The organism is Paenarthrobacter sp. Y-19 (assembly GCF_029223985.1).
Classification (GTDB): Bacteria; Actinomycetota; Actinomycetes; order Actinomycetales; family Micrococcaceae; genus Arthrobacter; species Arthrobacter nicotinovorans.
Window position 1 is genome coordinate 1489353 of the sequence record NZ_CP119414.1, and the last position, 24463, is coordinate 1513815.

Consider the following 24463-nt stretch of genomic DNA (forward strand, 5'->3'; position numbering starts at 1 on the left):
CGGAGCCCATCCCAGCCGGCTAACCGAGCAGACCGGGCACAATCAACAGCGCTGTGGGAACGGCCAGCAGCATCGCCGAGGCAGCAAGGACCAGCACCCTGAGCCCTTTGGTCAGTGGTGGCTGTGGCGAGAGCAGCCGACTGACGCGTGACGCCGTCGTCCGCGGTGAATCGGCACCTCCGGTGGCGCTGACACCGTTGCCCTCGACGACGGCGCCACCACCCTTCAGCGCGGCGGCGCTGACGGCCGGCTGGGAGCTGCCGCTGGCTACGATGGCGATGGCCTTGATGAGCGTGCCCTTGCTTTCGGTCCGAAGCGCGACGTCGTCCGCCAGCATCTCGATCAGGGAGTTCACGGCTGTCTGGGCGAGGCGGGTTGTGGGAAACCAGGGGAGGGCCTGGCGCCAGGCAGCGAAGGCCCACAGCAAAAGATCGTGCCGCTGGGAAAGATGGGCGTTCTCATGGATGAGGACGGCCCGCAGCTCGGCTGGATCGAGTGCGGCCATGAGGCCATCGGACAGGACCGTGACCGAACGGGCGCCGCCGGGCAGGCAGTAAGCAACCGGGGACTCATGGTTGATCACGACGGTCCCGGGACCGTCGTCGGAGGGTGATGCCAGCAGCGCGAGAAGTTCCCGGTGCCGGCGACGCTGGCGCTCGATCTTGTAGTACGTCAGCAACAGGGTGAAAACGAGATGCGCGGTCAGGAGTGCGGCGGCGGAGAGGGCAAAAAGGTGCCAGAAACCCAAAGCAGTGGTGGGCTCATTATTGAACACCATTCCGGCCAGGCTCCTGAGGCCGGCAAGGAGGTTGTCGCCAATCGGTTCCAGACCGTAGACCAGCATGGCGCCAATCATCGACAATCCACCGGCAAGGGCTATGGCCTGCCACAGCACCATGGCGGTGAAGGGCGACCGTGCCGGCCACTGTGCGCGCGACAGCAGGACGGGAACCGGCCACGCCAGAATCAATGCCAGGACCGCAAGCAGGTATGAGGTCCAGAACATAGTGGCTAATTGTAGCCGAGCAGTTTGCGCAGGGTAGCGGCTTCACTTTCGGTGACGGAGCCAATGAAGCGGGCAAGGACAGCCTCACGGTCCGGAGCGGAGCCCAGGACTTCGTGCATCAGTTCCGCAGTGTGGTCGGCGCGGCTGGAGACTGCCTGGTAACGGTGCGGGCGTGTTCCCCGCTCGCGTTCCACCAGACCCTTCTTTTCCAGGCGTGACAGCACGGTCAGGACGGTGGTTACTGCCAGGTCTTTGCCTTGATGGCCTGCGGTGCCGTCGCCGGCCTCCGAGTCCTGCGCCAGAAGATCGCGCAGCGTATTGGCGGTTGCAGCTTCCTGGCCTGCCCAGAGCAGATCCATCACTGCCCGTTCCAGTTCCCCAAGACTTGCCATCGTTACTTCCCTACCTTCCGCTTCCTGCTGCAGGGTTACTGCCGCGGGGAGCGATGATCCAACATTCCACAATAAATCTACCGCTTTTCCTACGCTGATTCTACGTGAGGTAGAACTGTCGGCGCGCCGCCACGCCCGGTGGCCTCTTGCGCGTGGCCGATGCCACTTGAAGAATGGGTTTCGTTGCCCGGCATTTGTTCTACACTGTGTAGAAGAGAAGTTTTCTACGCCATGTAGAACTAACGTCATCGTACTTCGGTCCACCGCACAAAGGACAGCCATGGACGCCTTGGAAATCGCACGCTGGCAATTCGGTATCACTACCGTTTACCACTTCATGATGGTGCCCCTCACCATTGGGCTGGGTTTGGTCGTGGCCATCATCCAGACCATGTGGTACCGCACGGGCAAGCCCGAGTACCTGCGCATGACCAAGTTCTGGGGAAAGCTCTTCCTGATCAACTTCATCATGGGCGTGGCCACCGGCATCGTCCAGGAATTCCAGTTCGGCATGGCCTGGAGTGAGTACAGCCGCTTCGTCGGTGACGTGTTCGGGGCGCCCCTCGCTCTCGAAGCGCTGCTGGCATTCTTCGTGGAGTCCACGTTCCTTGGGCTTTGGATCTTTGGCTGGAAGCAACTGAAGCGCGGCGTCCACCTCGCCTGCCTGTGGATCGCGGTCATCGGCTCGGTCTTCTCTGCCTACTTCATCATTGTCGCCAACTCCTGGATGCAGCACCCCGTGGGAGTTGAAATGGTGGACGGACGCCCCGTCATGACCGACGCCTGGGCCGTCTTCACCAACAACACTGCCCTGGTAGCGGTGCCCCACACCCTGTTTGGTGCGCTGGCCGTCGCCGGAGCCTTCCTCCTGGGAATCGCCTGGTACCACCTGTGGCGTCGACGCCACGATGGGATCGACACCGTGGGCAAGGACGGCCGGATCATTCCCGGTGATGCGCCGCAGATCCCCGGGCGGGACAAAGCCGACTACACAGTCTGGATGAAGTCCCTGCGCATCGGCGCCGTCGTGGCCATGATTTCCTTCGCAGGAACGGCCTTCACCGGCGACCTCCAAGGCAAGCTCATGTTCGAACAGCAGCCCATGAAGATGGCTGCAGCGGAAGCGGCCTGCCACGATGGAACAGGGTTCTCGATACTGAGCGTCGGAAACGTGGGCTCTTCCAACTGTGAAGATGTGGTGGCCGTCATCGAAGTGCCGGGCATCCTCTCCTTCCTGGCCAAGGGAGACTTCACCACCGAGGTCAAGGGAGTCAACAGCCTGCTCGGCGAGTACAAAGAGAAGTACGGCACCAATCTGCCGGACAACCCGCTCTACGGCGACCGCGCCGGACAGGAAATCCAATACGTTCCCGTCATGGAAGTGACCTACTGGGGCTTCCGCATGATGATCGGATTCGGCGGCGTCGCAGCCCTCGCCGCGCTGCTGGCCCTCTGGGTAACGCGTAAGGGCGTAGTCCCGGAGTCCAAGTGGCTCATGCGGATTGCGGTCTTCGGAATCCTGGCGCCCTTTGGCGCCAACGCCGCAGGCTGGATCTTCACCGAAATGGGCCGGCAGCCGTTCGTCGTTGCCCCTAATCCGGATATGAACGGCATCGACCAGGTCTTCATGTTCACCGCCGCTGCGGTGTCCCCAGGGGTCAGCGCAGGGGAGATCCTGACTTCGCTGGTAGTGCTTACGGCAATCTACGCGGTGCTGCTGGTGGTGGAAGTGAAGCTGCTGGTCAAATATGTCCGCGGTGGCGTTGCGTCCGCGATGCCGGAACTGGGGCATGGCAAAGACAAGGACGGGTCCCCGAACGGGGATGGCAAAGACAACGACACCCCGGACAAGTCCGGCGACGACGTCCTGGCATTCGCTTACTAGGAGCAGGGGAAACTGACAATGGAACTGTTGCCAACCATTTGGTTCGTGGCCATCGCCGTCCTGTGGACCGGTTACCTCTTCCTTGAGGGCTTTGACCTCGGCGTGGGCATGCTCATGAAGCTGTTCGCACGAAACAACACCGACCGCCGGGTCCTGCTGAACACCATCGGTCCGGTCTGGGACGGAAACGAGGTGTGGTTGCTGACCGCAGCCGGCGCTACCTTCGCCGCCTTCCCGCTCTGGTACGCGTCTCTGTTCTCCGCCCTCTACCTGCCGCTCCTGGCAGTCCTGGTTGCCTTGATTTTCCGGGCCGTTGCCTTCGAATACCGGGGCAAGGTCGATTCCGAACGCTGGCGCAACCGCTGGGACTGGGCCATCGCCGTCGGCTCCTTCGTTGCCGCTTTCGGCATCGGTGCAGCACTTGCGCTCACCACTACGGGCCTGCCCCTGAACGCCAACGGAGACCGGGAGGGCGGCCCGATGTCCTGGTTCAGCGGCTACGCGCTGCTGGGTGGCTTCGGAGTGGTGGCCTTCGCCCTGGTGCACGCGCTGGCATTCCTTGCCCTCAAGACCGACGGCGAGGTGCGGCACCGTGCCCGCCGCTGGTTTGTGCGGTTGGTCCCGGCCGCGGTTCTGCCGATGTTCGGGTGGATGGTGGCAGTCCAGTTCCTCAGCGGCAAGCCATGGACGTGGGCCCTGGTAGCTGCCGCCGTAATCGCAGTGGTCCTGGCCTGGGCACTGGCCCGCGCAGGCTCCGAGGGGCGGGCCTTTGGAGCCCTGGGTGCATTCATTGTCTGCGCCACCGCCTCAATCTTCGGGGCGGCCTTCCCGGTGGTTATTCCCTCCACGATCGATCCCGCCTTCAACCTGACCATCTCCACGGCTTCTTCCTCGGACTACACGCTGGGCTTGATGAGCATTGTGGCTGCCGTGGGCCTGCCGTTGGTGATCGCCTACCAGGCCTGGACCTACTGGGTCTTCCGGCGGCGTGTCAGCGCGGCACACATTCCTGAGGCACACGGCTTCCTCCCCGCCATCGCGGCAAAGGTACTCGTTTCCAAGGAAGGCGCCTCCTCCAACCCCGCGCAACCGGGAAAATAGCCGCCTCATGAAACCGGTGTTTCCTTCCGGACAGGCCACCCGCTCGGCGCTCTACGTCCTGGGGCTGATGTCCGCGCTCAAAGCGCTGTCCCTTGTCCTGATGGCGCAGGCTGTGGCCGCAATGCTCGCCGGTCTCGCAGCGGGTTCCGGTGACTGGAACAGCGACCTGCTGTGGGGTGCGGTCGGGGCCGTGCTGCGGTCACTGACCGTGTGGGGACAAGGAGTTGCGGCACGTCACGCCGCTCTGGGTGTCAAAGAGGAACTACGCGTGCGGCTGCTCAGGCGGTCCCTGGACGACGGGGGTTCGGCCCCCGTTGAGGGAATGAACGACGGCGGCCTGGCGATACTGGCCACGCGCGGGCTTGATGCGCTGGACGACTACTACACCCAGTACCTGCCCGCTTTGGTCAATTGCGCCACGGTTCCCTTGTTGATCGGAGCGCGGATCCTCTTCGCTGACTGGGTAAGCGCCGTGGTGATCGTCCTGACCGTGCCGTTGGTGCCACTGTTCATGGTGTTGATCGGCCGTCATACCGAGGACCGCGTCCGGGACGCACAAACCACCTTGCAGAAACTCTCCGGCCACATCCTGGAACTGGCCAAGGGACTGCCCGTACTGGTGGGGCTCGGCCGCGCCAGCGAGCAACGCTCCGCATTGGAAGACATCTCCGAGCAGTACCGCAGCAGGACCATGGGTACGCTCCGCACTGCTTTTCTCTCCGCGCTTGCCCTTGAACTCATCGCCACCATCTCGGTAGCCGTGGTTGCAGTATTCATCGGTGTCCGGCTCGTAGCAGGGGACATGGCCCTGGAAGCGGGCCTCCTGGCCTTGATCCTCGCCCCTGACTGCTATCTGCCACTGCGGGAGCTCGGCACCGCGCATCACGCCAGCGACGACGGCCGGGCAGCCCTCGAAACAACCAACGCCGTACTGGAAGCTCCCCGGCACCGACGCGTCACGGACGCGACGCGCCGTACGGAGCCCGCCGACGTCGTCGTCAGCGACTTGTCGGTGACGTACCGCGGCAGGACCGCTGCCGCCGTCGGACCGCTCGACTTCACTGCCCCGCAGGGGAGCATCACAGCCCTCGACGGCGACAGCGGCGCCGGAAAGAGCACCGTCCTGGGAGTGCTGGCGGGACTCATCGGCAACGGGCCGGGAGCCCGCGTCACAGGTACCGTGGCGGGGGTGGCCCCTGCATCCGTGGCCTGGGTTCCGCAGCATCCCGTCATGGCAGCCGACAACGTGCAGAAGGAGATCGAACTCTACCTTGACGGGTTCGAAGGCAACACCGCCGAAGCGGTGGCCAAGATCCTCAGCAGGGCATCAGCCGGACACCTGGCAGCGAAGCACCCGGCTGAACTAAGCCCGGGCGAACTGCGCCGTGTGGCCTTGGCCCGCGGTCTGGCCCGCGTCGAGGCAGGCGCAACGCTGCTGCTCCTCGATGAGCCCACCGCTCACCTGGACGACGACTCGGCCGCCGCCGTCCGTCGCGCCATCGAATCGCTTCGCGGCACGGCCACCGTCATCCTGGTGGCCCACGACTCCGCCACCCGTGCGCTCGCTGACCACCTTGTAGCCATCGGACACAAGGCAACACCTGCCGGGACAGCCGCCGCGGCCGCCGCGCAGCCGGTCGCCTTGACCGCAACGGACACCGCACGGGACACCGCGCGGGAACCGGCTGTGGCCCTCGGCAGTGCCGGGCCGTTCAACGTCACGGACCGGTCGCGTGCCGGCAGCGTTCGCCTCCTGGCGGGCATCCTCAAACCCGTCCGCTGGAAGTTCGCAGCCGCCGGCGTCGTGGCGGTGCTGGCCGCACTGTTCGCCGTCGCCCTGTCCGGCCTGTCCGGTTGGCTCATCATCAGGGCCAGTCAGCAACCACCCATCCTCTACCTACTGGGCGCCATCGTTGGCGTCAGGTTCTTCGGCATCGGACGGGCCGTGCTGCGGTACTGCGAACGTCTCCTGACCCACGACGCCGTGTTCGCGGCCATGACACGGCTTCGCGGATCGCTCTGGTCAACCCTGAGCCTGCGGGCGTTGTCGCTGCGGCGCCTGCTGCAGGGCGGAAACGTTTTGGGATCGATCGTGGACGATGTCGATACACTCCGCGACCTCCTGCCCAGGGTGGCCCTGCCACCCCTTACTGCGGTAGGAGTTGGCGGCGCGGCCATCGCAGCGACCGCCATCGTCGTGCCTGCCGCGTTGCCCGCCGTGGTGATCGCCGCCGTGGTGGGACTGGTGGTTGCTCCTGTCCTGGCTGTCCTGGCTGACCGGAACGCCGCACAGGCCGAACGACAGCTGCGTTCGGTGGTGCTCCGGGGAGTTGCTGCGGCACTGGATGCGCGGGCTGAACTGAGTGCAAACAACGTCAGCGAACCGGTGATCGGATCGCTGGAGGGCAAAGACCGGGCCGCCACCGTGTCGGCCAAGCGCGCCGCATGGGCCGAGGGTCTGGGCCAGGCAGTGATCGTCCTCGCGTGTTCTTTGTCGGCACTCTGGGCAGGCGCCCTCAGCGCTCCCTCCGTGTTCGAGGGTACGGTGGCTCCGGAGCTCGCCGCTGTCATTGTCCTGATGCTGCTGGCCCTGGTGGAACCCTTCGCGGGCATCGTCTCCGCGACGCGTCAGGCACCGGCGCTCGCGGCCGTCCTGGGAAAGGTGGCCTCCTCCGGCGCTTTGGACTCAACGGACGGTCCCCGGGGCCGGGAAAACCACGACGACGGTCCGCTGCCTTTGCCTGACCGGCCCGGCCAGGAGGGACTCGAGTTGCGCGGTGCGGCTGCAGCGTGGCCAGGAGGGCCCACCGTCATCTCCGGACTCGACGCCGTGGCCGCACCGGGCCGCTGGTTGGCCGTCACGGGACCGTCCGGGGCCGGCAAATCCACACTGCTCTCGGTCCTGCTGGGCTTCCTTCCCCTCGCGGAAGGAACGGCAAAGCTGACCGGTACTGCCGCGTGGTGCCCGCAGGAAGCGCACCTCTTCGACTCCACGGTGCGGGGCAACCTCCTTCTTGGCCGGCCAGCGGCCGAAAAGCCCGGCGAAGCGGACATGTACAAGGCGCTGGCCGCCGTCGGCCTTGACGCCGTAGTGGCGGCCCTGCCGGGTGGCCTGGATGCGCGCATCGGGCCGGGTGGTTCCTTCCTCAGCGGCGGCGAGCGGCAGCGTCTCGCCATGGCCAGGACACTGCTGACGGGCGCCTCCGTCCTGTTGCTGGACGAACCAACAGCACATTTGGACGCAGGCTCTGCGCGGGAAATGATGGCTGTGCTTCGCAAGGGTCTGAAGGATGTCACCGTGGTCCTGGTGACCCACAACCCTGATGACATAGACCCCTCGGATGCGCGGCTTGAGCTGTCCGCCGCAGGAACACCGGTGCGCAGGCCGGGCGCGGCGGAACTGGTGGGAGGGCCTACTGCTCAGTAACCTGAGGGCATGCCTTTCAAAGATGCAAGCCATGCCATGCCCGACCCGGAGGTCACCGGCCTCCAGTGGCGCCCTGCCGGCATGGCGGACCTGGACGGTTGGGCCGGACTGATCGCCAGGACGGCCGCCGTCGAACAACCGGTCTGGTATGAAAAACGCGGCGACCTCGTCCACATCCTGCAGTCCAGCAAGAACCCACCCCAAGCGAACACCCTGCTGGGCATGGACGCCAAGGGCGTGCCGCGTGCCTACGGCCGCATCACCAAGAACCCCGGCGGCGACAAAGCAACCGGGATGGCGTGTGTTGACCCCGAATGGCAGCAACGTGGCATTGGCTCGGCGGTCCTTCTCTGGCAGGAAGAGCAAACGCGCAGCCGCTTCGAGGCGGACGCGGCCGCCGGCCATCCTGTAACCCCGCCCCGGCTCCGGGTCCAAACCGAAGAGAAGCACGAGCACCAGGCGAAACTCCTGATGGGGCACGGTTATGGTGCCGTGCGCTGGTTCAACGAAATGCACAGACCGTTGGCTGGCCGGATCCCGGATGCGCCGTTGCCCGCCGGGCTGGAACTCCGGACCCTGGATTCCTCCCTCTTCGAGCCAGTGCGCCTGGCCCACAACGATGCCTTCCGGGACCACTGGGGGAGTGAACCACGCGACGAGGAATCGTGGCGCTTCACCATCGAGGAACCCACAGGGCGGCACGACCTCAGCGCCGTAGTGATCGATAGTTCCACGGGTGCCGTGGCCGGGTATCAACTGACCAGCCATGATCCCCAGTCCGCCGTGGAGCGCGGCTTCAAGGAAGGCTACACCGAGCTCCTTGGCGTCCGACGCTCCTACCGGGGCCGTGGCATCGCCCAGGCTTTGCTCGCCGACGCCATGCGCCGCTACGCCCTGGCCGGGATGGACATAGCGTCCCTGGACGTTGACTCTGCGAATCCCACGGGAGCGCTGCAACTGTACCTGGGCATGGGCTACGCCCCGGTGAACCGCAGCATGACGTGGGAAAAGATGCTCTAGCTGCTAACCATCCACGTCGTGAAGGTGATGGACAACGTCGTGCAGGAAGTACTGGGAGAACGTCAGCACAGTAAAAGCTGAACCGTTGCTCCGGGTCCCGGTGCGCTGCCAGTCGTCCTCCACGACGCGCGCAAAGGACTCGGCGATCACGGTGCCTTCCGCCTCGAGTTCATCAGCCACGGCACGGGGATCAGCGGAATCGTATTCACCGTCGATCGCGGCCTGGTCCTGGTCCCAGTTGGCGAAACGGGCGTCGTCCTCTGCGAGCATCAGGTTCAGGCGCTGGTCGAAAAGGCTGAAGACGTCGCGGACGTGGCACGCGTATTCCAGGGGCGACCACGTATGGTCGTTCGGGCGCACGGCTGCGTCTTCCCGCCGCAGGACGGCCCGCCACCGCGGAAGCATGTTCAGGACGGTGCCTGGCACCGTTGCAGGAGTCACCGTTGAGGGGTCGAAACCACATTCGGGGCAGGGCTCGGAGAGGACCCAGGTCCAGTCCTTTTCATCAGGGATGATCGGCATGCGGCCAGTCTAAGCTCATCCCGGCCACAGCCCGTTACAGGTCAGGAAATATGCTGCCCTATTGCGATTTCTTCCCATACCGGCCAGGAGTAAAGTTCGTTCCGGGGGGAGAGCCGGAAAGAGAAAACAATGCTCAAGGATCAGCAGGTTGGTGCCGTTCTCCCGGCACAGGACATAGCCCGGGCGCGCGCTTACTACAGCGAGAAGCTCGGACTGGAACCCGAAAATCCGGACGCCGACGACAACCTCCAATACAGGTGCGGCGACGGGACCGGATTCTTCGTGTATCAGACGCCGAATGCGGGGACGGCGAAGAACACCCAAATGGGCTGGACCGTCAGTGACGTCAGGGCCACGGTGGAGGAGTTGCGCGGCAAAGGAGTCACGTTCGAGGACTACGACTTCCCCGGACTGAAGACCGAAGACGGCGTGGCGACCATGCCCGACGGCAGTGCCGCAGCGTGGTTCCTCGACAGCGAAGGAAACATACTGAGCATCAACCAGAACGGCTAGCCCGGCTGGCGGCCCCGCGGCCGCTGCGAGGCAGAGGCTGGAGGTCGTCTGGAACCTCCGGCCTCTGCCATGCCCGGCGCGGGCACTATTCTGAGGCGTCAGCCCACGTCATGCTCGGACCAATGGCTTCAACCGGCTGTGACAACGGGACGCCGGAGCCATCGCGCCTTCCGTGCTCATGGGGGAGGGCGCGTGCCACCCCTGCCGCGGACGACGCCTTGGCCGGTCCGTGCCCGGCCCACGCCAGAAGCAGAGTGTCTTCGCCCTTAAGGAAACGGTGGACGCGGACGCCACCGGTGGCGCGGCCCTTGGCCGGATACTCCTCGAAAGCTGTCACCTTCGCGGTACCAGGGGCCGTGCCCGGCAGCGCACCCGTGGTGCCGGCGATGGTCACCACGACGGCGGCGGAATCGTTGGTGCGCACGGCACCGAAGTGGATCACCTCGTCACCGGCGGCAAGCTTGATACCGGCCATACCGCCGGCCGTGCGTCCCTGCGGGCGGACGTTGGAGGCACTGAACCGCAGCAACTGGGCTTGCCTGGTCACGAAGACGAGATCGACGTCGTCCTCCTGGGCGGGCTCCACGGCGAGAACCGAGTCCTTGTCCTTCAGGGCGATGATCTCCCAATCCTCGCGGTTCAGCGGGTAGTCCGGCTGAACGCGCTTCACCACTCCCTGCCGCGTACCGACGGCCAGAACCGCGTCCAAGGGGACAAACGCGATGAGCGTTTCTCCCTTGAGAAGCGTGATGAAGTCCTTGGCAGGAACGCCTCCGGCCAGGTTGGGAAGCCCTGAGACAGGCGGCAGCACCGGCATGTCCATGACCTGCAGGCGCAGCATCCGCCCCTGCGATGTCACGGCACCGATTTCTCCACGGGCAGTGGTCTTGACCACGGAGCGGAACACATCGTGCTTGACGCGCGGACCGGCTTCAACCAACGGCTCCTGGTTGGAGGTCCTGGCAATCTGCCCGGAGGTGCTGAGCAAGGCCCAGCAAGGGTCGTCCGGAATCTCCAGGGGAAGGGCCGCTGCCTTCCCCTTGGGACCTGGCGCGGCGGCCAGGGCCGCGGCAACCGTGGGGGATACGGCCTCGGATTCCAGGAGCACAGTCCGCCGTGGCGTGCCGTACTTTTCGGCGACGACGCCCAGCTCTCCCGACACGAGGTCGCGAAGCAATTCGTCGGAGGCCAGGATGGCTTCGAGCGCCTCGATTTCCCGGCGCAGTTCGTCCTGTTCCTTCTCCAGTTCAAGCCGTGAATACTTGGTCAGCTGCCGCAACCGTAGCTCCAGGATGTAGTTCGCCTGGATCTCGGTGAGGTCGTAGATGGACATGAGCCGTTCGCGGGCGGCCGCTGCCTCATCCGAGGAGCGGATGATCTGGATGACCTCGTCGATGTCGACAATCGCGATCAGCAGACCTTCCACCAGGTGGAGGCGGTCCTTCTTCTTGCCGAGGCGGAAAGCTGTCCGCCGGCGGACCACGTTGAGGCGGTGTGCCACATAGACCTGGAGCAGTTCCAGCAGGCCGAGCGTCTGCGGTTGCCCATCCACCAGCGTGACATTGTTGATCCCGAAGGAATCTTCCATGGGCGAGTAGCGGTACAACTGCTGCAGCACGGCATTGGGATTGAAGCCGTTTTTAAGCTCGATCACCAGACGCAGACCGTGGTTGCGGTCCGTGAGGTCCACGACGTCGCTGATGCCCGTCAGCTTCTTGGCATTGACGGCATCCTTGATCTTCTCGATGACCTTTTCGGGGCCCACCATGTAGGGGAGTTCCGTGACCACCAGGCCGGTGCGGCGGGCGGACAACTGCTCCACCTCCACCTTGGCGCGTGTCTTGAAGGATCCACGACCGGTGGCATAGGCATCCCGGATCCCGTCCAGTCCCACAATGCGGCCGCCCGTGGGCAGGTCCGGACCGGGGATGAAGCGCATGATCTCATCCAGGGTGGCGTCGGGGTTGGCGATCAGGTGCCGGGCGGCCGCGATGACTTCCACCAGGTTGTGCGGAGCCATATTCGTCGCCATGCCAACGGCAATGCCGGTAGTGCCGTTGACCAGCAGGTTGGGGAAAGCTGCAGGAAGGACTTCGGGCTGCGTGAGCTGGTTGTCGTAGTTCGGGACGAAGTCCACCACGTCTTCATCGAGGTGGTCGGTCATGGTCAGCGCAGCAGCCGCCAGGCGTGCCTCGGTATAACGCGGAGCCGCCGGGCCGTCGTCGAGCGAGCCGAAGTTGCCGTGGCCATCGATCAGCGGCAGGCGGAGCGAAAAGTCCTGCGCCATGCGGACCATGGCGTCGTAGATGGCCGCGTCGCCGTGGGGGTGGAGCTTTCCCATGACCTCGCCCACAACACGGGCGCTCTTGACGTGACCCCGGTCAGGGCGCAGGCCCATGTCGGACATCATGTACAGAATTCGCCGTTGGACAGGCTTCAGGCCGTCGCGCGCGTCCGGAAGGGCGCGCGAATAGATCACCGAGTAGGCGTACTCCAGGAAGGAGCCTTCCATCTCGGACGTGACGTCAATATCGACGATGTTCTCGGTGAAATCGCCGAGCGGTTCGGCTTTGCGTGCGGAAGATTGGCTGCGGGCCATGGGGTCGGTGGATCCTTGAGAGTTGTACTGCGGATGTTTTAGCTAGGCTAAGCCTATGTTGGATCAGCCCGGCGTCGGCATTTATCCGGAATATTGGGAGGCCGATGTCGTGCTGCGCGACGGCGGAACGGCCCACCTCCGCCCGATCAGGCCCGAGGACGCCGAGGCTTTGCAGGCTTTCCACGCAGGTCAGTCGCAGGCGTCCATCTACATGCGGTTCTTTTCCTTCAAGCCCAAACTGTCCGGCAAGGAAGTGCGGCGCTTCACCGAAGTCGACCACATCAACCGCGTCGCGTTCGTAATCACCATCGGTGGCGAAATCATGGGAATAGGCCGCTACGACCGGCTCGATGATCCCAGCGAAGCCGAGGTGGCCTTCAACATTTCCGACGCCCACCAGGGGCGCGGCATCGGTTCGATCCTCCTGGAGCACCTCGCCGTGGCCGCCCGGGAGAACGGCATCCGGCGGTTCACCGCCGAGGTCCTGCCGGACAACCGCAAGATGCTGATGGTCTTCGCCGACGCCGGGTATGACCTCAAGCGCCACTTTGACGACGGCGTGGTGAGCGTCGAGTTCAACATCGACCCCACGGAAAAATCGCGGGCTGTCATGGAGTCCCGTGAGCACCGCGCTGAGGCGCGCAGCGTACGCGACCTGTTGTCGCCGTCGTCGGTGGCTGTCATCGGTGCCAGCCGCAAATGGGGGACTGTCGGCTATCAACTGCTCGAGCACATCATTGAAGGCGGCTTCAAGGGACCTGTCTATGCAGTCAATCCGGAGGCGTTCGAGCTCGCCGGCATGATCTCGTTTTCGAAACTGTCCGAAATTCCGGGGCCCGTCCAGCTGGCCATCATCGCCGTTCCCTATGACGAAGTGCCCAAGGTGGTGGACGAATGTGCCGCCACAGGAGTCAAGGGGATCGTTGTGGCCACGGCAGGATTTGCCGACGACGGCGAGCGGGGCCTGGCACGCCAGCATGAGCTGGTACGGCGGGCACGGGCCAACGGCATGCGCGTGATCGGTCCGGAGTCCCTCGGGATCCTGAACACCCACCCGGCCGTTTCCTTGAACGCGTCCATGGCCCCCTCCATGCCGCCCCGGGGAAGCCTTGGCCTGTTCAGCCAGTCGGCCGCCGTGGGTGTGGCGGTGTACGCGGCCGCCAGCCGCCGTCGATTGGGGTTGTCCTCGTTCCTGTCCGCAGGCAACCGCGCTGACGTTTCGGGTAACGACGTCATGCAGTACTGGGAGGACGACGCCGACACGTCCGCCGTGGGCCTCTACCTTGAGTCCATTGGCAACCCGCGCAAGTTTTCGCGGCTGGCGCGCCGCCTGTCGCGCAACAAGCCGGTGATCGTCGCCAAATCCGACGTCACTGGCCTCAGCCTGCCGCCCGGGCATGAGGTCCGGACCACGCAGGCGCCCGCTGCGGCCCTGGATGCCATGATGCGGCAGGCGGGCGTGATCCGCGTGGACACCATCGAGCAACTCATGGACATCGCCCAGATCGCCTCCTCCCAAGCGCTGCCGCAGGGCCCGGGATTGGCCGTGTATTCGAACTCGGTTGCGCTGGCGAAGGTGGTGGCGGACAGTGCCGTGCCACTGGGCCTGGACGTCAACCGCCTGGTGACCGACGTGGACCTCGATGCCGGGATGTCCCTCGCGCTGCCGGCGCTCAGGGCCAGTCTGCTGGAGAGCCTCGCGGACACCTCCGTCCATGCTGTGGTGGCTGCCCTCCTCCCGGCCCGCGGCCTGACAGTTGAGGCCTTGGCCAGCGTCCTGGCCGAGTGCGCTGCGGAGGCGGGAAAGCCCATCATCGCGGCCTTCACGGGAATCCTGGACCCCTCCGTCCACGTCGAGGGAATGGTAGGAGCTGACGGTAGGCCACCGCTGCCCTGTTACTCCAATGCCGGGGCAGCTGTAGCTGCGTTGGCGTCGATTGTCCGGTACGCCCAGTGGCGGGACCGCGACCAGGGACTCTTCGTTGAACCTGAAGGCTGCGATGTCGACGGCACCAGGGACACACTCGCGGCGATGCTCGCCGGTGTCACGGGTGAAAAGATCAGGAAGCTCGACGCCGGTGCAGCTGCGGCCCTGCTGGCCGGCTACGGTATCGAGGTGCTGCCCAGCTTCGGTTTCGGCACGGATGAGGAAGCCGTCAGTGCCGCGGACAAGGCGGGCTGGCCCGTGGTGCTGAAAACTACCGACCCGGCGCTTCGACACCGGCTTGACCTGGGCGGCGTGCGGCTGGACATCCAGGACGCCGGATCCTTGCGCCAGAACATCGCACAGATGCGCCGGGCCCTGGAGCCTTACGGCTCTCCGTCGCTGGAAGTGCAAGCCATGGCCCCCGTGGGGCAGGCGTGTACCTTCCGTGCCATGGAGGACCCGCTCCTGGGGCCCGTCGTGTCGTTCGGACTGGCCGGTGACGCGGTGAACCTCCTGGATGACTGGGCCCACAGGGTGCCGCCACTTTCGGCCGGGGATCTTCACGATGTCATTCGATCGCCTCGTGCCTCCAGGAAGCTCTTCGGTTACCAAGGGCTCCCGGCCGTTGATGTCGCTGCCCTTGAAGACATCGCAGCCCGGCTCGCCAAACTCAAGGACGACCACCCTGGGATTGCATTGGTTGAGTTCAACCCCGTACTTGCAGGCCCGGCAGGCGCCACGATCCTCGGAGCCGAGGTGTGGATCGGCAACGCGGCCCAGCGTACCGACAGTGCCCGCCGTGCGATGCGAAGTTAGCCACAGGGGCACGGTGCGCGGTTAGGAAGTCACCATGCGATCTGTGAAAATGGGGGAATGAGCACCCAGTCTCCGACGCCTCAGTCCCGCCCGTCCTCCACCGGGAACCACGCAGGACACCACCACAGTTCCCAAGGACAAAGCCTGGAGCAGGCCCTGCAGCAGGCCGGGTTCTACCCGCGTTTGGTGGCCGACGTCGTTGACGATGCCCTCGATGGCCGCGAGTGCTTGTCGCACTTGGTCCACCTCGAGACGCACTTCGACCGCGCGGAGGTCCGCCGGCACATCACCGTGCTTGTCCTCACGGAGGACATGCTGGTGATTACCCATGTGGATGACCAGCAACTGGACGAGGCCGGTGAGCAGATCGTTGCCCAGATCTCCACGGAGTCGGTACCTGTTGCCCAGATCCGTTCGGTGGTCCTTAGTTACATGTACTCCCAGCCGCAAAACTACAAACCATCCGATCCCGTGCGCGAGTTGACGGTATCCATAGCCTGGTCCGGCGGACAACGGCTGGACATGGGCCCTGCAAGCTGCGGAGACCCCCAGTGCGAAGCTGACCACGGCTACAGCGGAACCATCGCCCAGGAAGACATCGTTCTGCGTATCAGTGCAGAAGCCGATGGACTGCAGGCCGTCCAGGACGCCAAACTCTTCGCCAGGGCGCTGCGCGCAGTCAACACGGGAAATCCCGCCCCGGTCCAGCACTCCGGCATTCCGGCCCCCAGGCCGCGTTCGGGCGTCTTCAGCAGCCGCCTGAGCCGTGGGCACCAGCGTTGAGGGACACCGCGCAGACCCCCGCGCCGGCGGACTCCGCGGCAGCTGACCTTCCAGCTCCACCCCTTTACGGGACAAAATCGATCGCTGAAGTCTTGACGAGTTCCGCGGCGGCGCTCGGGGTCCCCGGTTTCAGCAACCAACTCCAGCTGCCGTCCACCCACCGGGTCTGTGTCGTGCTGGCCGACGGCTTGGGAAGGAGCCTGCTCAAGCAAAAGGCTTCCCACACGCCGTTCCTGCGTTCGGTCATTGCGGCGGGCCAGAGAAGCGTCCCGCAGTGGATTGACTCCGCCTTTCCGAGCACCACGGCCGCTTCCCTTGCCAGCCTTGGCACGGGGCTGGCCGCCGGGCAGCACGGGATGGTGGGGTACGACGTCCTGGACCCTGGACAGGACAAGGTGGTCAACCTCCTTGGGAACTGGGACCCCCAGGTGGATCCCGCTCTCTGGCAGCCCAATGCCACGGTCTTTGAACGCGTGGCCGCCGAGCTGGACGTTGTCACGGTCAGCCTGCCCCAGTTTGGGAATTCACCCATGACCCAGGCTGCGCTCCGGGGAAGCCGGTTCATTGGAGGGACCAGCTTGCACGCAAGAACTTCTGCTGCGGCTGAAGCCATGTCCGGTGGTGGCCGGTCCTTGATGTACTTCTACGTCAATGAACTCGACAAAGCCGGTCACCGTTACGGCTGCCAGTCCGATCGCTGGGAGCACCAGCTCGAAGAGCTTGATTCCACGGTGAAGCGGCTTTCCGCCACGCTGCCGGCAGGGACCACCATCCTGTTGACCGGTGACCACGGCATGCTCGACGTCCCTGCATCCCAGCGGATCGACTACGCGGCCGATGCCTCGTTGGTGGCCGGTGTCCGGCACACAGCCGGGGAACCACGCATGGTGCACCTCTATCTGGAACCTGACGCCACAGAGGCACACCGCGATTCGCTGGTTGATGCCTGGCGCCGGCGCTTTGGCGAACGGATCTGGGTCTTCACCCGCGACCAGGCAGTGGCAGCCGGCTTGTTTGGCGACGTCCTTCCCGAGGTAGCTCCGCGCATTGGTGACCTCATGATTGCCGCCAGGGACACCTTGGCCCTGTACGACACCCGCCGTGCCCGACCAGCCTCGCTTGAGGTGGTGGGCCAGCACGGTTCACTGACCCGCGCCGAACGCGAAGTGCCGCTTCTCTGCTTCCCTGCGGCGGGCAGGCAGGGCAAACGTGGCTGAGCTGGTCTTCTTCTCCGGCACCATGGACTGCGGAAAATCGACGTTGGCCCTCCAAATGGACCACAACCACCGTGCCCGGGGCCGCGGTGGGGTCCGGTTCAGCTGCAACGACAGGGCAGGTGATTCCACGATTTCCAGCAGGCTGGGGCTCCAGACCGATGCCGTGGAGGTGGGGGGCGACACGGACTTCTGGGACGAAGTCGTAATCCGCCGCACCAGCGGACTTCGCGTGGATTACCTCATCTGCGACGAAGCACAGTTCTACTCACCGGTCCAGGTGGAGCAGCTGGCGCGGGTAGTGGACGAGATGGACGTCGACGTTTTCGCTTTTGGAATCACGTCCGATTTCCGCACCAGGCTGTTCCCGGGATCCCAGCGGCTCATCGAGTTGGCCGACAAGGTTCAGGTCCTGCAGGTCGAGGCACTCTGTTGGTGTGGCCGCCGGGCAACCCAGAATGCGCGCACACTCAACGGCATCATGGTGGTGGAAGGCGAACAGGTCATGGTGGGTGATGTCGCTCCCACCGCCTCAGACGCCGATGCGCAAGACCGGGCCGATGCCGGCGTCGTCGGTTACGAGACTCTGTGCCGACGCCATTACATGCGAAGGGTCACGGCCCACGGGGCCAACCTCATGGCGGGCGGCGATCAGCCGTTGCCGTTCGACATCGATGCGTGCCTCTGGCCGGGAGCCGGACAACAGGCCCAGCGCTAGTCTCCGCGCGCTCCGAACACGATCTCATCCCAGCTGGGGATGCTGGACCTCTTGGGGCGTGCTGGTTGGCGTTCGGCAGGGGCGTCGGCGGGTTGCGGTGCCCCGGGCTCGGTGGATTCAACCGCCGCTGTTTCGTCCGTGGACGTGTCCTGCTGGCGCCCGGCAGCAGGGGCTGGAGTTTCGCTGCCCGGGCCGCCACCCAGGAGCTCGTCGAGACCGGCCGGCTTACGGCCGGTCAGTGAAGTAACAGGACGAACCGGGCCGGCCACCACCGTGATTTCGCGGGTGTCAGTGCTGACGCCGTTGTGAAGCTTCAGGGAATCGTCATCGTCATCAGCCTCGACGTGCCGGGGGGCAAGGCTCAGCCGGGAAAGCATTGAGGGCCGTCCGTCCTTGCGTGCGGGTTCCTCTGCAACGGGGACACTGGAAGCGCCCTGGGAAAGACCCTCGTCCTCGGGGGCATCAGTAGCGTCGTCGCCTGGTCGGGGATGGGCCGCAGGCACGTTGCTCAACAAGACGGCCAACGCGTCGTCGCCGTCTTCGTCGACGCCCAAGCGCTGTCCCCGGCGTGAACGGAGCATTTCCAGGAGGCTGTCCGATTCCTTCGCCGAGGCACGGGCGGCAGTTTCGGCATCGGTCTCAAAATCGAAAGGGCGGTCCGAGACGGCGGCGAGCCGTCGGGCAGGCACCGGGCCATCCAGTGGTTCAAGTTCGCTGAGCTGCTGGGCCCAACGGTTTGCGTTTTGCAGTGACTTGCGTTGCGGACTGAACGTCCACATGGCGGGAGGTTCCTCACCAATGCTGGCGTGCGAGCCTGGAGCGGTCTCGAACCTGGCAACCACTGTCCAGGAACCATCAGGGCGGCGCCAGGAATCCCACTCGAGCGTCGATGAGTCGATGCCGTGGGCAGACAGCCTGTGGTCCACCATTTCACCAAGGGTGGCGGGGGCATCCCCGAAAGCCGAACGGTAGGCGTCGTGGCCCGGAGCGGGGGACGCCACTTCGATGGCACGCGCTTGCCGGGCAACGTACTCGCGCTCGGCGAGGACGGGTCCCTCGTAACGCTGGACATTGGCAAGAGGGAGCCCTGACAACTCGGAAACTTCAGCTGCTGTTGCGCCGCTGCGGATCCTGGCCTGGATGTCCCTGGGGGACATGGCGATCGGCGTGTTGGAGGCGCGGGCGGCCACCTGTGCCGGGGTACGGCTCGCTGCCGCCCTCAGAGCTTCGTCGATCGGCAGCTGGAACATCGCACCGCCCGGGCCGCTCAAGAGCAGGTGCCCGCCGTCGTCGTGGACGCCTACCAGCCGTAGATCCTGCATAACACCCTCCACCACATGGCATAACTGACATTCGAAACTCTGCCATCAGCGGGGGCCTTTTCCTACTAGGAGCGAGGGCGTGCCGTGATATTCCGCAGAAACCGGCCGGATTCGACCCCATGCTGTGCTGCGGCGGGGGGCTATGGACTTTTGCCGGACGCCGGAGGACAATCTGGCCGATATCGGGCACAAATCCCGTGCGTCCGGTGTTGCACCCATACACCGGTGGCGGACAGGGAGCCGTCCCGGATCCCACCCAGAGCAGGTATGGAGGACGAAGAAAGACCATGGCCACGGATTACGATGCTCCTCGAAAGACCGAGGAAGACGTCAGCGAGGATTCCCTGGAGGAACTCAAGACGCGCCAATCGGGGAAACAGTCCTCAGCAGTGGACGTCGATGAGACCGATCTTGCCGATGGGTTCGAACTCCCGGGAGCCGACCTCTCCGGAGAAGAGCTCCTGATTCAGGTCATGCCACCGCAACCTGACGAGTTCACCTGTTTCAACTGTTTCCTGGTCAAGCACAGGTCCCAGATCGCTGCAGAACGGGGCGGTCACCTGTACTGCACGGAATGTGAAAGCTAGGCGGCCCGTGCCCGCGGGCAGGAACTAGGCGCGGGGTGTGCTGAGGGCAGCGACGAGCTCGTCGGGCCGGCGGGAGGAAGCGAGCCAGTAAGGGGTGCGGTCGGCCGGGTCCGTGATTTCGATCTTGACCACGGGGTCGATCCAACCCCTGAAGCACATGTAGGCCAGCCCGTTCAGTCGCGGTCCGCGTTCGGCGGTTGCTTCGGCTTTCTTGAACGCCTGGACCGAACCCACGAACGCGCGGTCGATGCTGGCACGCCCCAAGCGCACAGTGTCTGCGGTGACGGTGATGGTGGGAGTGGAAAGTACCAGCATGGTGGTGATGATGGCCAGTAAGGCGAGGGCTGCGATAATTCCGGCCATAGGGCTGATCGGTCCGAACATCAGCAGGCCTGCGCTTGACAGGCCCAGGACCACAATCCAGATCCACAACGACGGCCACAGCTTCTCCGTGTACAGGACCCCGGAAGTTGCTGGGGTGTTCCGGGCAGGCACGGGGGAAGACTGGTCAGGCGTAGGCATGTACCCAGCTTATCCGGCGGCTGACACCACTGCGTGCATGCCTGCGGGGCCGCAACCGGAGCAGGCAGCGCCAATAACAGTAGAATGAACCACTGTGAGTAACGAGACCGCAGTATTCAGTACAGACACCGCCAGCTCTGATGCGGAGACCACCGCAGCGTACGGTGCCCCGACCCTGGACGTGCAGCTGAAAATGCTCGACGCCGGCCTGGAAGCACCGTCCTACGCCCACCCAGGCGATGCCGGAGCCGACCTTCGCGCCCGCGAGGACGTGCATCTGGCCCCGGGGGAACGGAAGCTCGTTCCGACGGGGGTCTCCATCGCCTTGCCCGACGGCTTCGTCGCCCTCATCCATCCGAGGTCGGGACTCGCCACCAAACACGGGCTGACTGTCGTCAATGCTCCGGGAACCGTCGATGCCGGATACCGCGGCGAGATTGCCGTGACACTGCTCAATACCGATCAAAACAGCGCCATCAGCCTCAAGCGCGGCGATAGAATTGCACAGATGGTGATTCAGCGTGTGGAGTACGCGCGGTTCGTTACCGTGGACCAGTTGTCCGATTCCGTCCGCGGCACCGGCGGCTTCGGTTCCACGGGCGGATTCAACGCACCGAAGGCCTGAGCCGACTACTCAATCGGCGCGTGCTGCCGACTGCCCTCTGACGCTGTTGCGCGGTTAACGTGGATTAACGTGGTTGCGGTTTACTTGGGGACAGACCACTACTAAGGAGAAAACCCAATGCTTTTTGGGCGCGGCAAGAAGTCCAAGGCCGAGCGGTCTGACACCGCCGGCACCGTCGAGGAATCCGGTGCCGAGGCGCAAGATCCCCAAACCAGTGAGTCCCCGGCGCGGGGTGACTTCCGTCTGGGCAAAGGTCCCCTGGACGTGGATGAAATCGACAGTCGCGAGGGGTACGTTGACCTGGGTGCCCTGCTGATCGCGCCCGCTGAAGGTCTCCAGCTCCGCCTTGAGGTGGAAGAAGCAACCCAACGCGTGGTGGCAGTGACGCTGGATCTGGCAGGTTCCAGCCTGCAGTTGCAGGCATTTGCTGCACCACGTTCGGAAGGGTTGTGGGATGAAATCCGGGAACAGATCACCCAGTCCGTAGCAAGCCAAGGCGGCGAAACGGAAGAAATCCAGGGAGACTTCGGTACCGAACTTGTAGCCAAGCTGCCGGCCGAGGCCGCCGATGGAAGCAAGGGATTCCGCGCAGCCCGCTTCATGGGCGTGGACGGGCCCCGCTGGTTCCTGCGCGGCGTGCTCGGTGGGCAGGCTGCCCTGGAACGTGACGCCGCAGCAGGCCTGGAGGAGCTCTTCCGCCGCGTAGTAGTGGTCCGCGGCGACAATCCGATGCCGCCACGAGAACTGCTGCAGCTGCGCTTGCCCAAGGATGCAGCCGTTCCCGGCCCGGCCGCCGCTCCCCAGGGAGCCGTGCCGCCGTCGGACTCCACCCTTCAGCAGCCCGAGCGAGGCCCGGAGATCACCCAGATTGGCTGACTCGCCGGGCCGCGGGGGAGTGGCGTCGCAGCGCCCCGGGGACCGGGGGATCCGTGATCTTCCCGAGCGGGGAAGGGCAGTATGCACGGGGATCATCGAGTCGGTGACGCACCAGCCACCCAGCGAACAGCCATTTTTCTCCGCTATGGTGGTGGACGCCCTCAGGCCGGGAATCCAGCCCTCCGCGACGAGCGGGGGAGCCAGGAAGCCTTACGACCGCCTGCGCGTCATCTGGCTCGGCCGGACACGTGTACCGGGAATCGAAGCCGGCGTGGAACTTCGCCTCAACGGCATGGTGACGCAGCTTGACGGTTTCCCGGCAATGTTCAACCCGCGCTACGAAATACTTTCCCGTCAGGAGCACCTATGACCGTCGCCAACGGATCAGACCCCAAGGACACCGGACCGTCTTCGCCCCAACGCGGCGAGGGGCCTGGTCTGGAGGCACCGGCGCCCGACACGGATAAGCCGCGCATGTCCGACATCGCCGCCGGATACGCCGAAAAAGCAGGACTTCACCGCAACAGCGCCGGCCACGTGGACATGTTGAAGTCGGCCGGTGGTGTGCAAGGCATTGCCGAGAGTATCCTGCCGGGGCTTGTCTTCCTGGTGACCTTTACCATCACCCGGGACCTGACGCCGTCGCTTGTTGCCGCCCTGGCGACTGCAGCAGTCTTTACCGTCGTCCGCCTGATCCAGCGGCGCCCCCTGACGCAGGCGCTGGCAGGCGTGGTTGGAGTCGGTATTTCCGCCTGGCTCGCGAACACCACCGGGAAGGCCGAGGACTTCTACGTGCTCGGGTTCTTCACCAACCTCGCGTATATCGCCGCCATGGTCCTTTCCATCGTGCTCAAATGGCCCGTGGCCGGCCTGCTCTTCGGGTTCGTCCGCAATGAGGGCCTTGAATGGCGGAAGGATCCGGAGCGGCTCCGTGCTTACAAGCTCGGCACCTGGATCGTGGTGGCTGTGCTCGCCCTGCGCCTGGTAGTGCAGGTTCCCCTGTACTTCATGGGCGAGGACGGGTTGACCGCACTTGCCACCACCCGGCTCCTGATGGGTGCCCCGCTCTACATCCTGGGGTTGTGGGTGGCGTGGCTGGTCACCAAGCCCGGAGTTCAGCCGTCGAAGCCGTCGTCGTCGGACGCTTGAGCCGTTTCCGCGGCGTGTTCGCCGGAGTCTTCGCCGGCGCCTGAATTCTTCGACAACAGTGCCCGCAGACCATCTTCCGCCGCGATGGTGGTGACGAAGAAGAGCTCGTCGCCACCATCGAGGACGTCGTCCCGCGTGGGGGTGATGGGGGCCTGGTCGCGCAAAATGGCCACAAGTGTTGAATCTTCGGGCCATTCAATGGCACCCACGGTGCTCCCAATCACATGGGAGTCGTGCGGAACCGTGAACTCCACGATTGATGCCACACCGGTTTGCAGGGTCAGCAGGCGCACGATGTCGCCAATCTCCACGGCTTCCTCGACGAGGGCCGTCATGAGCTGCGGAGTATTGACCGCCACGTCAACACCCCAGGAGTCGTTGAACATCCAGTCATTCTTCGGGTTGTTGACGCGTCCGACGGTGCGTCCGACGCCGAACTCGGTCTTGGCGAGAAGTGACACGACCAGATTTACTTTGTCGTCGCCTGTGGCTGAAACCACGACGTCGGCATCGTCAAGTTTGGCGTCCTGCAAGGTGCTTAGCTCACAGGCGTCGCCCACCAGCCACCGGGCACCGCGGAGTCCGCTGCGTCCGATGACCTCGGGTTTGAGATCGATGAGCAGGATCTGGTGATGGTGGGCCAGGAGCTCGCGCGCAATGGACGAGCCGACGCTGCCTGCGCCAACAATGACAACTTTCACTAAGACTCCTTGGCGGGTGCTTTGGCGAGGATCCGGCTGATCTCGGATGTTCGGTCCAGGCTCAGCATGGCGTGGACTGTATCGCCTTCCTGGTAGGCGGTGCCGGCCTGCGGAAGCAGGCCCTCTCCGAAGCGGGTAAGAAAGGCGATGCGTATACCGGCGGCCTCTTCGATGGAGCTGAGCCTGTGGCCGATCCAATCCTGGTGCAGGTCCACTTCAGCCAGGACCAAACGGCCTGAGGGTTCGCGGTAATCGCCCGCCAGGTGTTGTTCGGGCAGGATGCGGCGAAGGACCTGATCCGCACTCCAACGCACGGCGGCAACGGTGGGGATGCCCAGACGCTGGTAGATCTCGGCGCGTCCCGGGTCGTAGATGCGGGCCACAACGTGGGCAACGTGGAAGGTCTCGCGGGCCACCCGGGTGGCCAGGATGTTCGAGTTATCGCCGCTGGAGACCGCTGCGAAAGCGTAGGCTTCCTCCACGCCGGCCTGCTTGAGGGTGTCCCGGTCAAAGCCCACTCCGGTGACCTTGCGCCCGGTAAAGGACTTCCGCAACCGGCGGAAGGCCCGCTCGTCCTGATCGATGATGGCCACGGAATGGCCTGCATCCTCCAAAGTGTGTGCCAGAGTTGCGCCAACACGCCCGCAACCCATGATCACGAAGTGAGCCACCATGTCTCCTAATGTGTGTTGTCCCTGCCGCTCGGTATGACTTTACCGTCGCCGGCTGGCTAAGCACGCCTTCGTCGTCATGACATC

At 64.8% G+C, this 24463-nt stretch carries 22 protein-coding genes; 14 read left to right on the forward strand and 8 right to left on the reverse strand.

The window, feature by feature from the left end:
- Positions 1-19 precede the first annotated feature (19 nt).
- Both PYR64_RS06855 and PYR64_RS06860 read right to left on the reverse strand, forming a co-directional pair.
- Complete coding sequence (locus PYR64_RS06855) at positions 20-1006, reverse strand: M56 family metallopeptidase (RefSeq protein WP_039240773.1); 987 nt, start codon at positions 1004-1006, stop codon at positions 20-22.
- A 5-nt stretch (positions 1007-1011) separates the two neighbouring features.
- Complete coding sequence (locus PYR64_RS06860; protein ID WP_011774471.1) at positions 1012-1398, reverse strand: BlaI/MecI/CopY family transcriptional regulator; 387 nt, start codon at positions 1396-1398, stop codon at positions 1012-1014.
- Positions 1399-1678: 280 nt separating this feature from the next.
- Between PYR64_RS06860 and PYR64_RS06865 the strand changes: the two genes are divergently transcribed.
- From PYR64_RS06865 to PYR64_RS06880, 4 genes are read left to right on the forward strand one after another with little or no spacing between them, the layout of a single operon-like run.
- A complete protein-coding gene (locus PYR64_RS06865) occupies positions 1679-3283 on the forward strand; it encodes a cytochrome ubiquinol oxidase subunit I (RefSeq protein WP_018778700.1) in 1605 nt (534 codons plus the stop codon).
- Positions 3284-3301: 18 nt separating this feature from the next.
- A complete protein-coding gene (cydB, locus tag PYR64_RS06870) occupies positions 3302-4384 on the forward strand; it encodes a cytochrome d ubiquinol oxidase subunit II (RefSeq protein ID WP_039240777.1) in 1083 nt (360 codons plus the stop codon).
- Between the two features lie 7 nt (positions 4385-4391).
- The gene (cydD, locus tag PYR64_RS06875) at positions 4392-7811 is read left to right on the forward strand and encodes a thiol reductant ABC exporter subunit CydD (protein WP_275779051.1); all 3420 of its coding nucleotides are present in this window, start codon (positions 4392-4394) and stop codon (positions 7809-7811) included.
- A 9-nt stretch (positions 7812-7820) separates the two neighbouring features.
- Complete coding sequence (locus PYR64_RS06880) at positions 7821-8831, forward strand: GNAT family N-acetyltransferase (RefSeq protein ID WP_275779052.1); 1011 nt, start codon at positions 7821-7823, stop codon at positions 8829-8831.
- A gap of 3 nt (positions 8832-8834) precedes the next feature.
- On the opposite strand, the gene PYR64_RS06885 is transcribed toward PYR64_RS06880, so the two are convergent.
- Complete coding sequence (locus PYR64_RS06885) at positions 8835-9353, reverse strand: DinB family protein (RefSeq protein WP_018778696.1); 519 nt, start codon at positions 9351-9353, stop codon at positions 8835-8837.
- Between the two features lie 129 nt (positions 9354-9482).
- Here PYR64_RS06885 and PYR64_RS06890 point away from each other — a divergent pair, with 129 nt between their 5' ends.
- The gene (locus PYR64_RS06890; protein WP_018778695.1) at positions 9483-9866 is read left to right on the forward strand and encodes a VOC family protein; all 384 of its coding nucleotides are present in this window, start codon (positions 9483-9485) and stop codon (positions 9864-9866) included.
- Between the two features lie 85 nt (positions 9867-9951).
- Here PYR64_RS06890 and PYR64_RS06895 read toward each other — a convergent pair whose 3' ends face one another.
- Entirely contained in the window at positions 9952-12465 is a 2514-nt protein-coding gene (locus PYR64_RS06895; protein WP_018778694.1) for a DNA topoisomerase IV subunit A, read from the reverse strand.
- Positions 12466-12520: 55 nt separating this feature from the next.
- Here PYR64_RS06895 and PYR64_RS06900 point away from each other — a divergent pair, with 55 nt between their 5' ends.
- Genes PYR64_RS06900 through PYR64_RS06915 form a run of 4 tightly spaced genes read left to right on the forward strand, consistent with a single transcriptional unit; the run spans position 12521 to position 17923 of the window.
- Positions 12521-15208 carry a bifunctional GNAT family N-acetyltransferase/acetate--CoA ligase family protein gene (locus PYR64_RS06900; RefSeq protein WP_275779055.1) on the forward strand — a complete coding sequence of 896 codons (2688 nt, stop codon included), beginning with the start codon at positions 12521-12523 and terminating at the stop codon, positions 15206-15208.
- A 57-nt stretch (positions 15209-15265) separates the two neighbouring features.
- A complete protein-coding gene (locus PYR64_RS06905) occupies positions 15266-15991 on the forward strand; it encodes a DUF5998 family protein (protein ID WP_018778692.1) in 726 nt (241 codons plus the stop codon).
- Positions 15988-17208, forward strand: coding sequence for a nucleotide pyrophosphatase/phosphodiesterase family protein (locus PYR64_RS06910; protein ID WP_275779057.1), 1221 nt, complete (start codon positions 15988-15990; stop codon positions 17206-17208). Before PYR64_RS06905 ends, PYR64_RS06910 begins: the two co-directional genes overlap by 4 nt.
- Positions 17201-17923, forward strand: coding sequence for a thymidine kinase (locus PYR64_RS06915; protein WP_018778690.1), 723 nt, complete (start codon positions 17201-17203; stop codon positions 17921-17923). Before PYR64_RS06910 ends, PYR64_RS06915 begins: the two co-directional genes overlap by 8 nt.
- Here PYR64_RS06915 and sepH read toward each other — a convergent pair.
- Positions 17920-19245 carry a septation protein SepH gene (gene sepH, locus PYR64_RS06920; RefSeq protein ID WP_275779059.1) on the reverse strand — a complete coding sequence of 442 codons (1326 nt, stop codon included), beginning with the start codon at positions 19243-19245 and terminating at the stop codon, positions 17920-17922. The genes PYR64_RS06915 and sepH overlap by 4 nt on opposite strands.
- Positions 19246-19532: 287 nt before the next feature.
- Here sepH and PYR64_RS06925 point away from each other — a divergent pair, with 287 nt between their 5' ends.
- Complete coding sequence (locus tag PYR64_RS06925) at positions 19533-19832, forward strand: DUF4193 domain-containing protein (protein WP_018778688.1); 300 nt, start codon at positions 19533-19535, stop codon at positions 19830-19832.
- A 24-nt stretch (positions 19833-19856) separates the two neighbouring features.
- Here PYR64_RS06925 and PYR64_RS06930 read toward each other — a convergent pair whose 3' ends face one another.
- Positions 19857-20354: a DUF3093 domain-containing protein gene (locus PYR64_RS06930; RefSeq protein WP_275779061.1), complete on the reverse strand. Its 498-nt coding sequence runs from the start codon at positions 20352-20354 to the stop codon at positions 19857-19859.
- A gap of 94 nt (positions 20355-20448) precedes the next feature.
- Here PYR64_RS06930 and dut point away from each other — a divergent pair, with 94 nt between their 5' ends.
- The 4 genes from dut (at position 20449) to PYR64_RS06950 (ending at position 23004) form a co-directional block, all read left to right on the forward strand.
- On the forward strand, positions 20449-20979 hold the full coding sequence (dut, locus tag PYR64_RS06935; protein WP_275779063.1) for a dUTP diphosphatase: 531 nt from the start codon (positions 20449-20451) through the stop codon (positions 20977-20979).
- A gap of 117 nt (positions 20980-21096) precedes the next feature.
- Positions 21097-21855 carry a DUF3710 domain-containing protein gene (locus tag PYR64_RS06940; protein ID WP_018778685.1) on the forward strand — a complete coding sequence of 253 codons (759 nt, stop codon included), beginning with the start codon at positions 21097-21099 and terminating at the stop codon, positions 21853-21855.
- Positions 21848-22225, forward strand: coding sequence for a hypothetical protein (locus tag PYR64_RS06945; protein WP_275779066.1), 378 nt, complete (start codon positions 21848-21850; stop codon positions 22223-22225). Before PYR64_RS06940 ends, PYR64_RS06945 begins: the two co-directional genes overlap by 8 nt.
- Positions 22222-23004 carry a DUF3159 domain-containing protein gene (locus PYR64_RS06950; RefSeq protein ID WP_018778683.1) on the forward strand — a complete coding sequence of 261 codons (783 nt, stop codon included), beginning with the start codon at positions 22222-22224 and terminating at the stop codon, positions 23002-23004. The genes PYR64_RS06945 and PYR64_RS06950 overlap by 4 nt, the downstream gene beginning before the upstream one ends.
- On the opposite strand, the gene PYR64_RS06955 is transcribed toward PYR64_RS06950, so the two are convergent.
- Both PYR64_RS06955 and PYR64_RS06960 read right to left on the reverse strand, forming a co-directional pair.
- Positions 22971-23705 carry an NAD-binding protein gene (locus PYR64_RS06955; protein WP_018778682.1) on the reverse strand — a complete coding sequence of 245 codons (735 nt, stop codon included), beginning with the start codon at positions 23703-23705 and terminating at the stop codon, positions 22971-22973. The two genes, PYR64_RS06950 and PYR64_RS06955, sit on opposite strands and share 34 nt — an antisense overlap.
- The gene (locus PYR64_RS06960; RefSeq protein ID WP_026267290.1) at positions 23705-24376 is read right to left on the reverse strand and encodes a TrkA family potassium uptake protein; all 672 of its coding nucleotides are present in this window, start codon (positions 24374-24376) and stop codon (positions 23705-23707) included. Before PYR64_RS06960 ends, PYR64_RS06955 begins: the two co-directional genes overlap by 1 nt.
- Positions 24377-24463 lie beyond the last annotated feature (87 nt).

Excerpts from the sequence above, each read along its gene's own strand:
- PYR64_RS06855 (WP_039240773.1), bottom strand. The coding sequence starts at position 1,006 with ATGTTCTGGACCTCATACCTGCTTGCGGTCCTGGCATTGATTCTGGCG.
- PYR64_RS06860 (WP_011774471.1), bottom strand. The coding sequence starts at position 1,398 with ATGGCAAGTCTTGGGGAACTGGAACGGGCAGTGATGGATCTGCTCTGG.
- PYR64_RS06865 (WP_018778700.1), top strand. The coding sequence starts at position 1,679 with ATGGACGCCTTGGAAATCGCACGCTGGCAATTCGGTATCACTACCGTT.
- cydB (WP_039240777.1), top strand. The coding sequence starts at position 3,302 with ATGGAACTGTTGCCAACCATTTGGTTCGTGGCCATCGCCGTCCTGTGG.
- cydD (WP_275779051.1), top strand. The coding sequence starts at position 4,392 with ATGAAACCGGTGTTTCCTTCCGGACAGGCCACCCGCTCGGCGCTCTAC.
- PYR64_RS06880 (WP_275779052.1), top strand. The coding sequence starts at position 7,821 with ATGCCTTTCAAAGATGCAAGCCATGCCATGCCCGACCCGGAGGTCACC.
- PYR64_RS06885 (WP_018778696.1), bottom strand. The coding sequence starts at position 9,353 with ATGCCGATCATCCCTGATGAAAAGGACTGGACCTGGGTCCTCTCCGAG.
- PYR64_RS06890 (WP_018778695.1), top strand. The coding sequence starts at position 9,483 with ATGCTCAAGGATCAGCAGGTTGGTGCCGTTCTCCCGGCACAGGACATA.
- PYR64_RS06895 (WP_018778694.1), bottom strand. The coding sequence starts at position 12,465 with ATGGCCCGCAGCCAATCTTCCGCACGCAAAGCCGAACCGCTCGGCGAT.
- PYR64_RS06900 (WP_275779055.1), top strand. The coding sequence starts at position 12,521 with ATGTTGGATCAGCCCGGCGTCGGCATTTATCCGGAATATTGGGAGGCC.
- PYR64_RS06905 (WP_018778692.1), top strand. The coding sequence starts at position 15,266 with ATGAGCACCCAGTCTCCGACGCCTCAGTCCCGCCCGTCCTCCACCGGG.
- sepH (WP_275779059.1), bottom strand. The coding sequence starts at position 19,245 with ATGCAGGATCTACGGCTGGTAGGCGTCCACGACGACGGCGGGCACCTG.
- PYR64_RS06925 (WP_018778688.1), top strand. The coding sequence starts at position 19,533 with ATGGCCACGGATTACGATGCTCCTCGAAAGACCGAGGAAGACGTCAGC.
- PYR64_RS06930 (WP_275779061.1), bottom strand. The coding sequence starts at position 20,354 with ATGCCTACGCCTGACCAGTCTTCCCCCGTGCCTGCCCGGAACACCCCA.
- PYR64_RS06940 (WP_018778685.1), top strand. The coding sequence starts at position 21,097 with ATGCTTTTTGGGCGCGGCAAGAAGTCCAAGGCCGAGCGGTCTGACACC.
- PYR64_RS06950 (WP_018778683.1), top strand. The coding sequence starts at position 22,222 with ATGACCGTCGCCAACGGATCAGACCCCAAGGACACCGGACCGTCTTCG.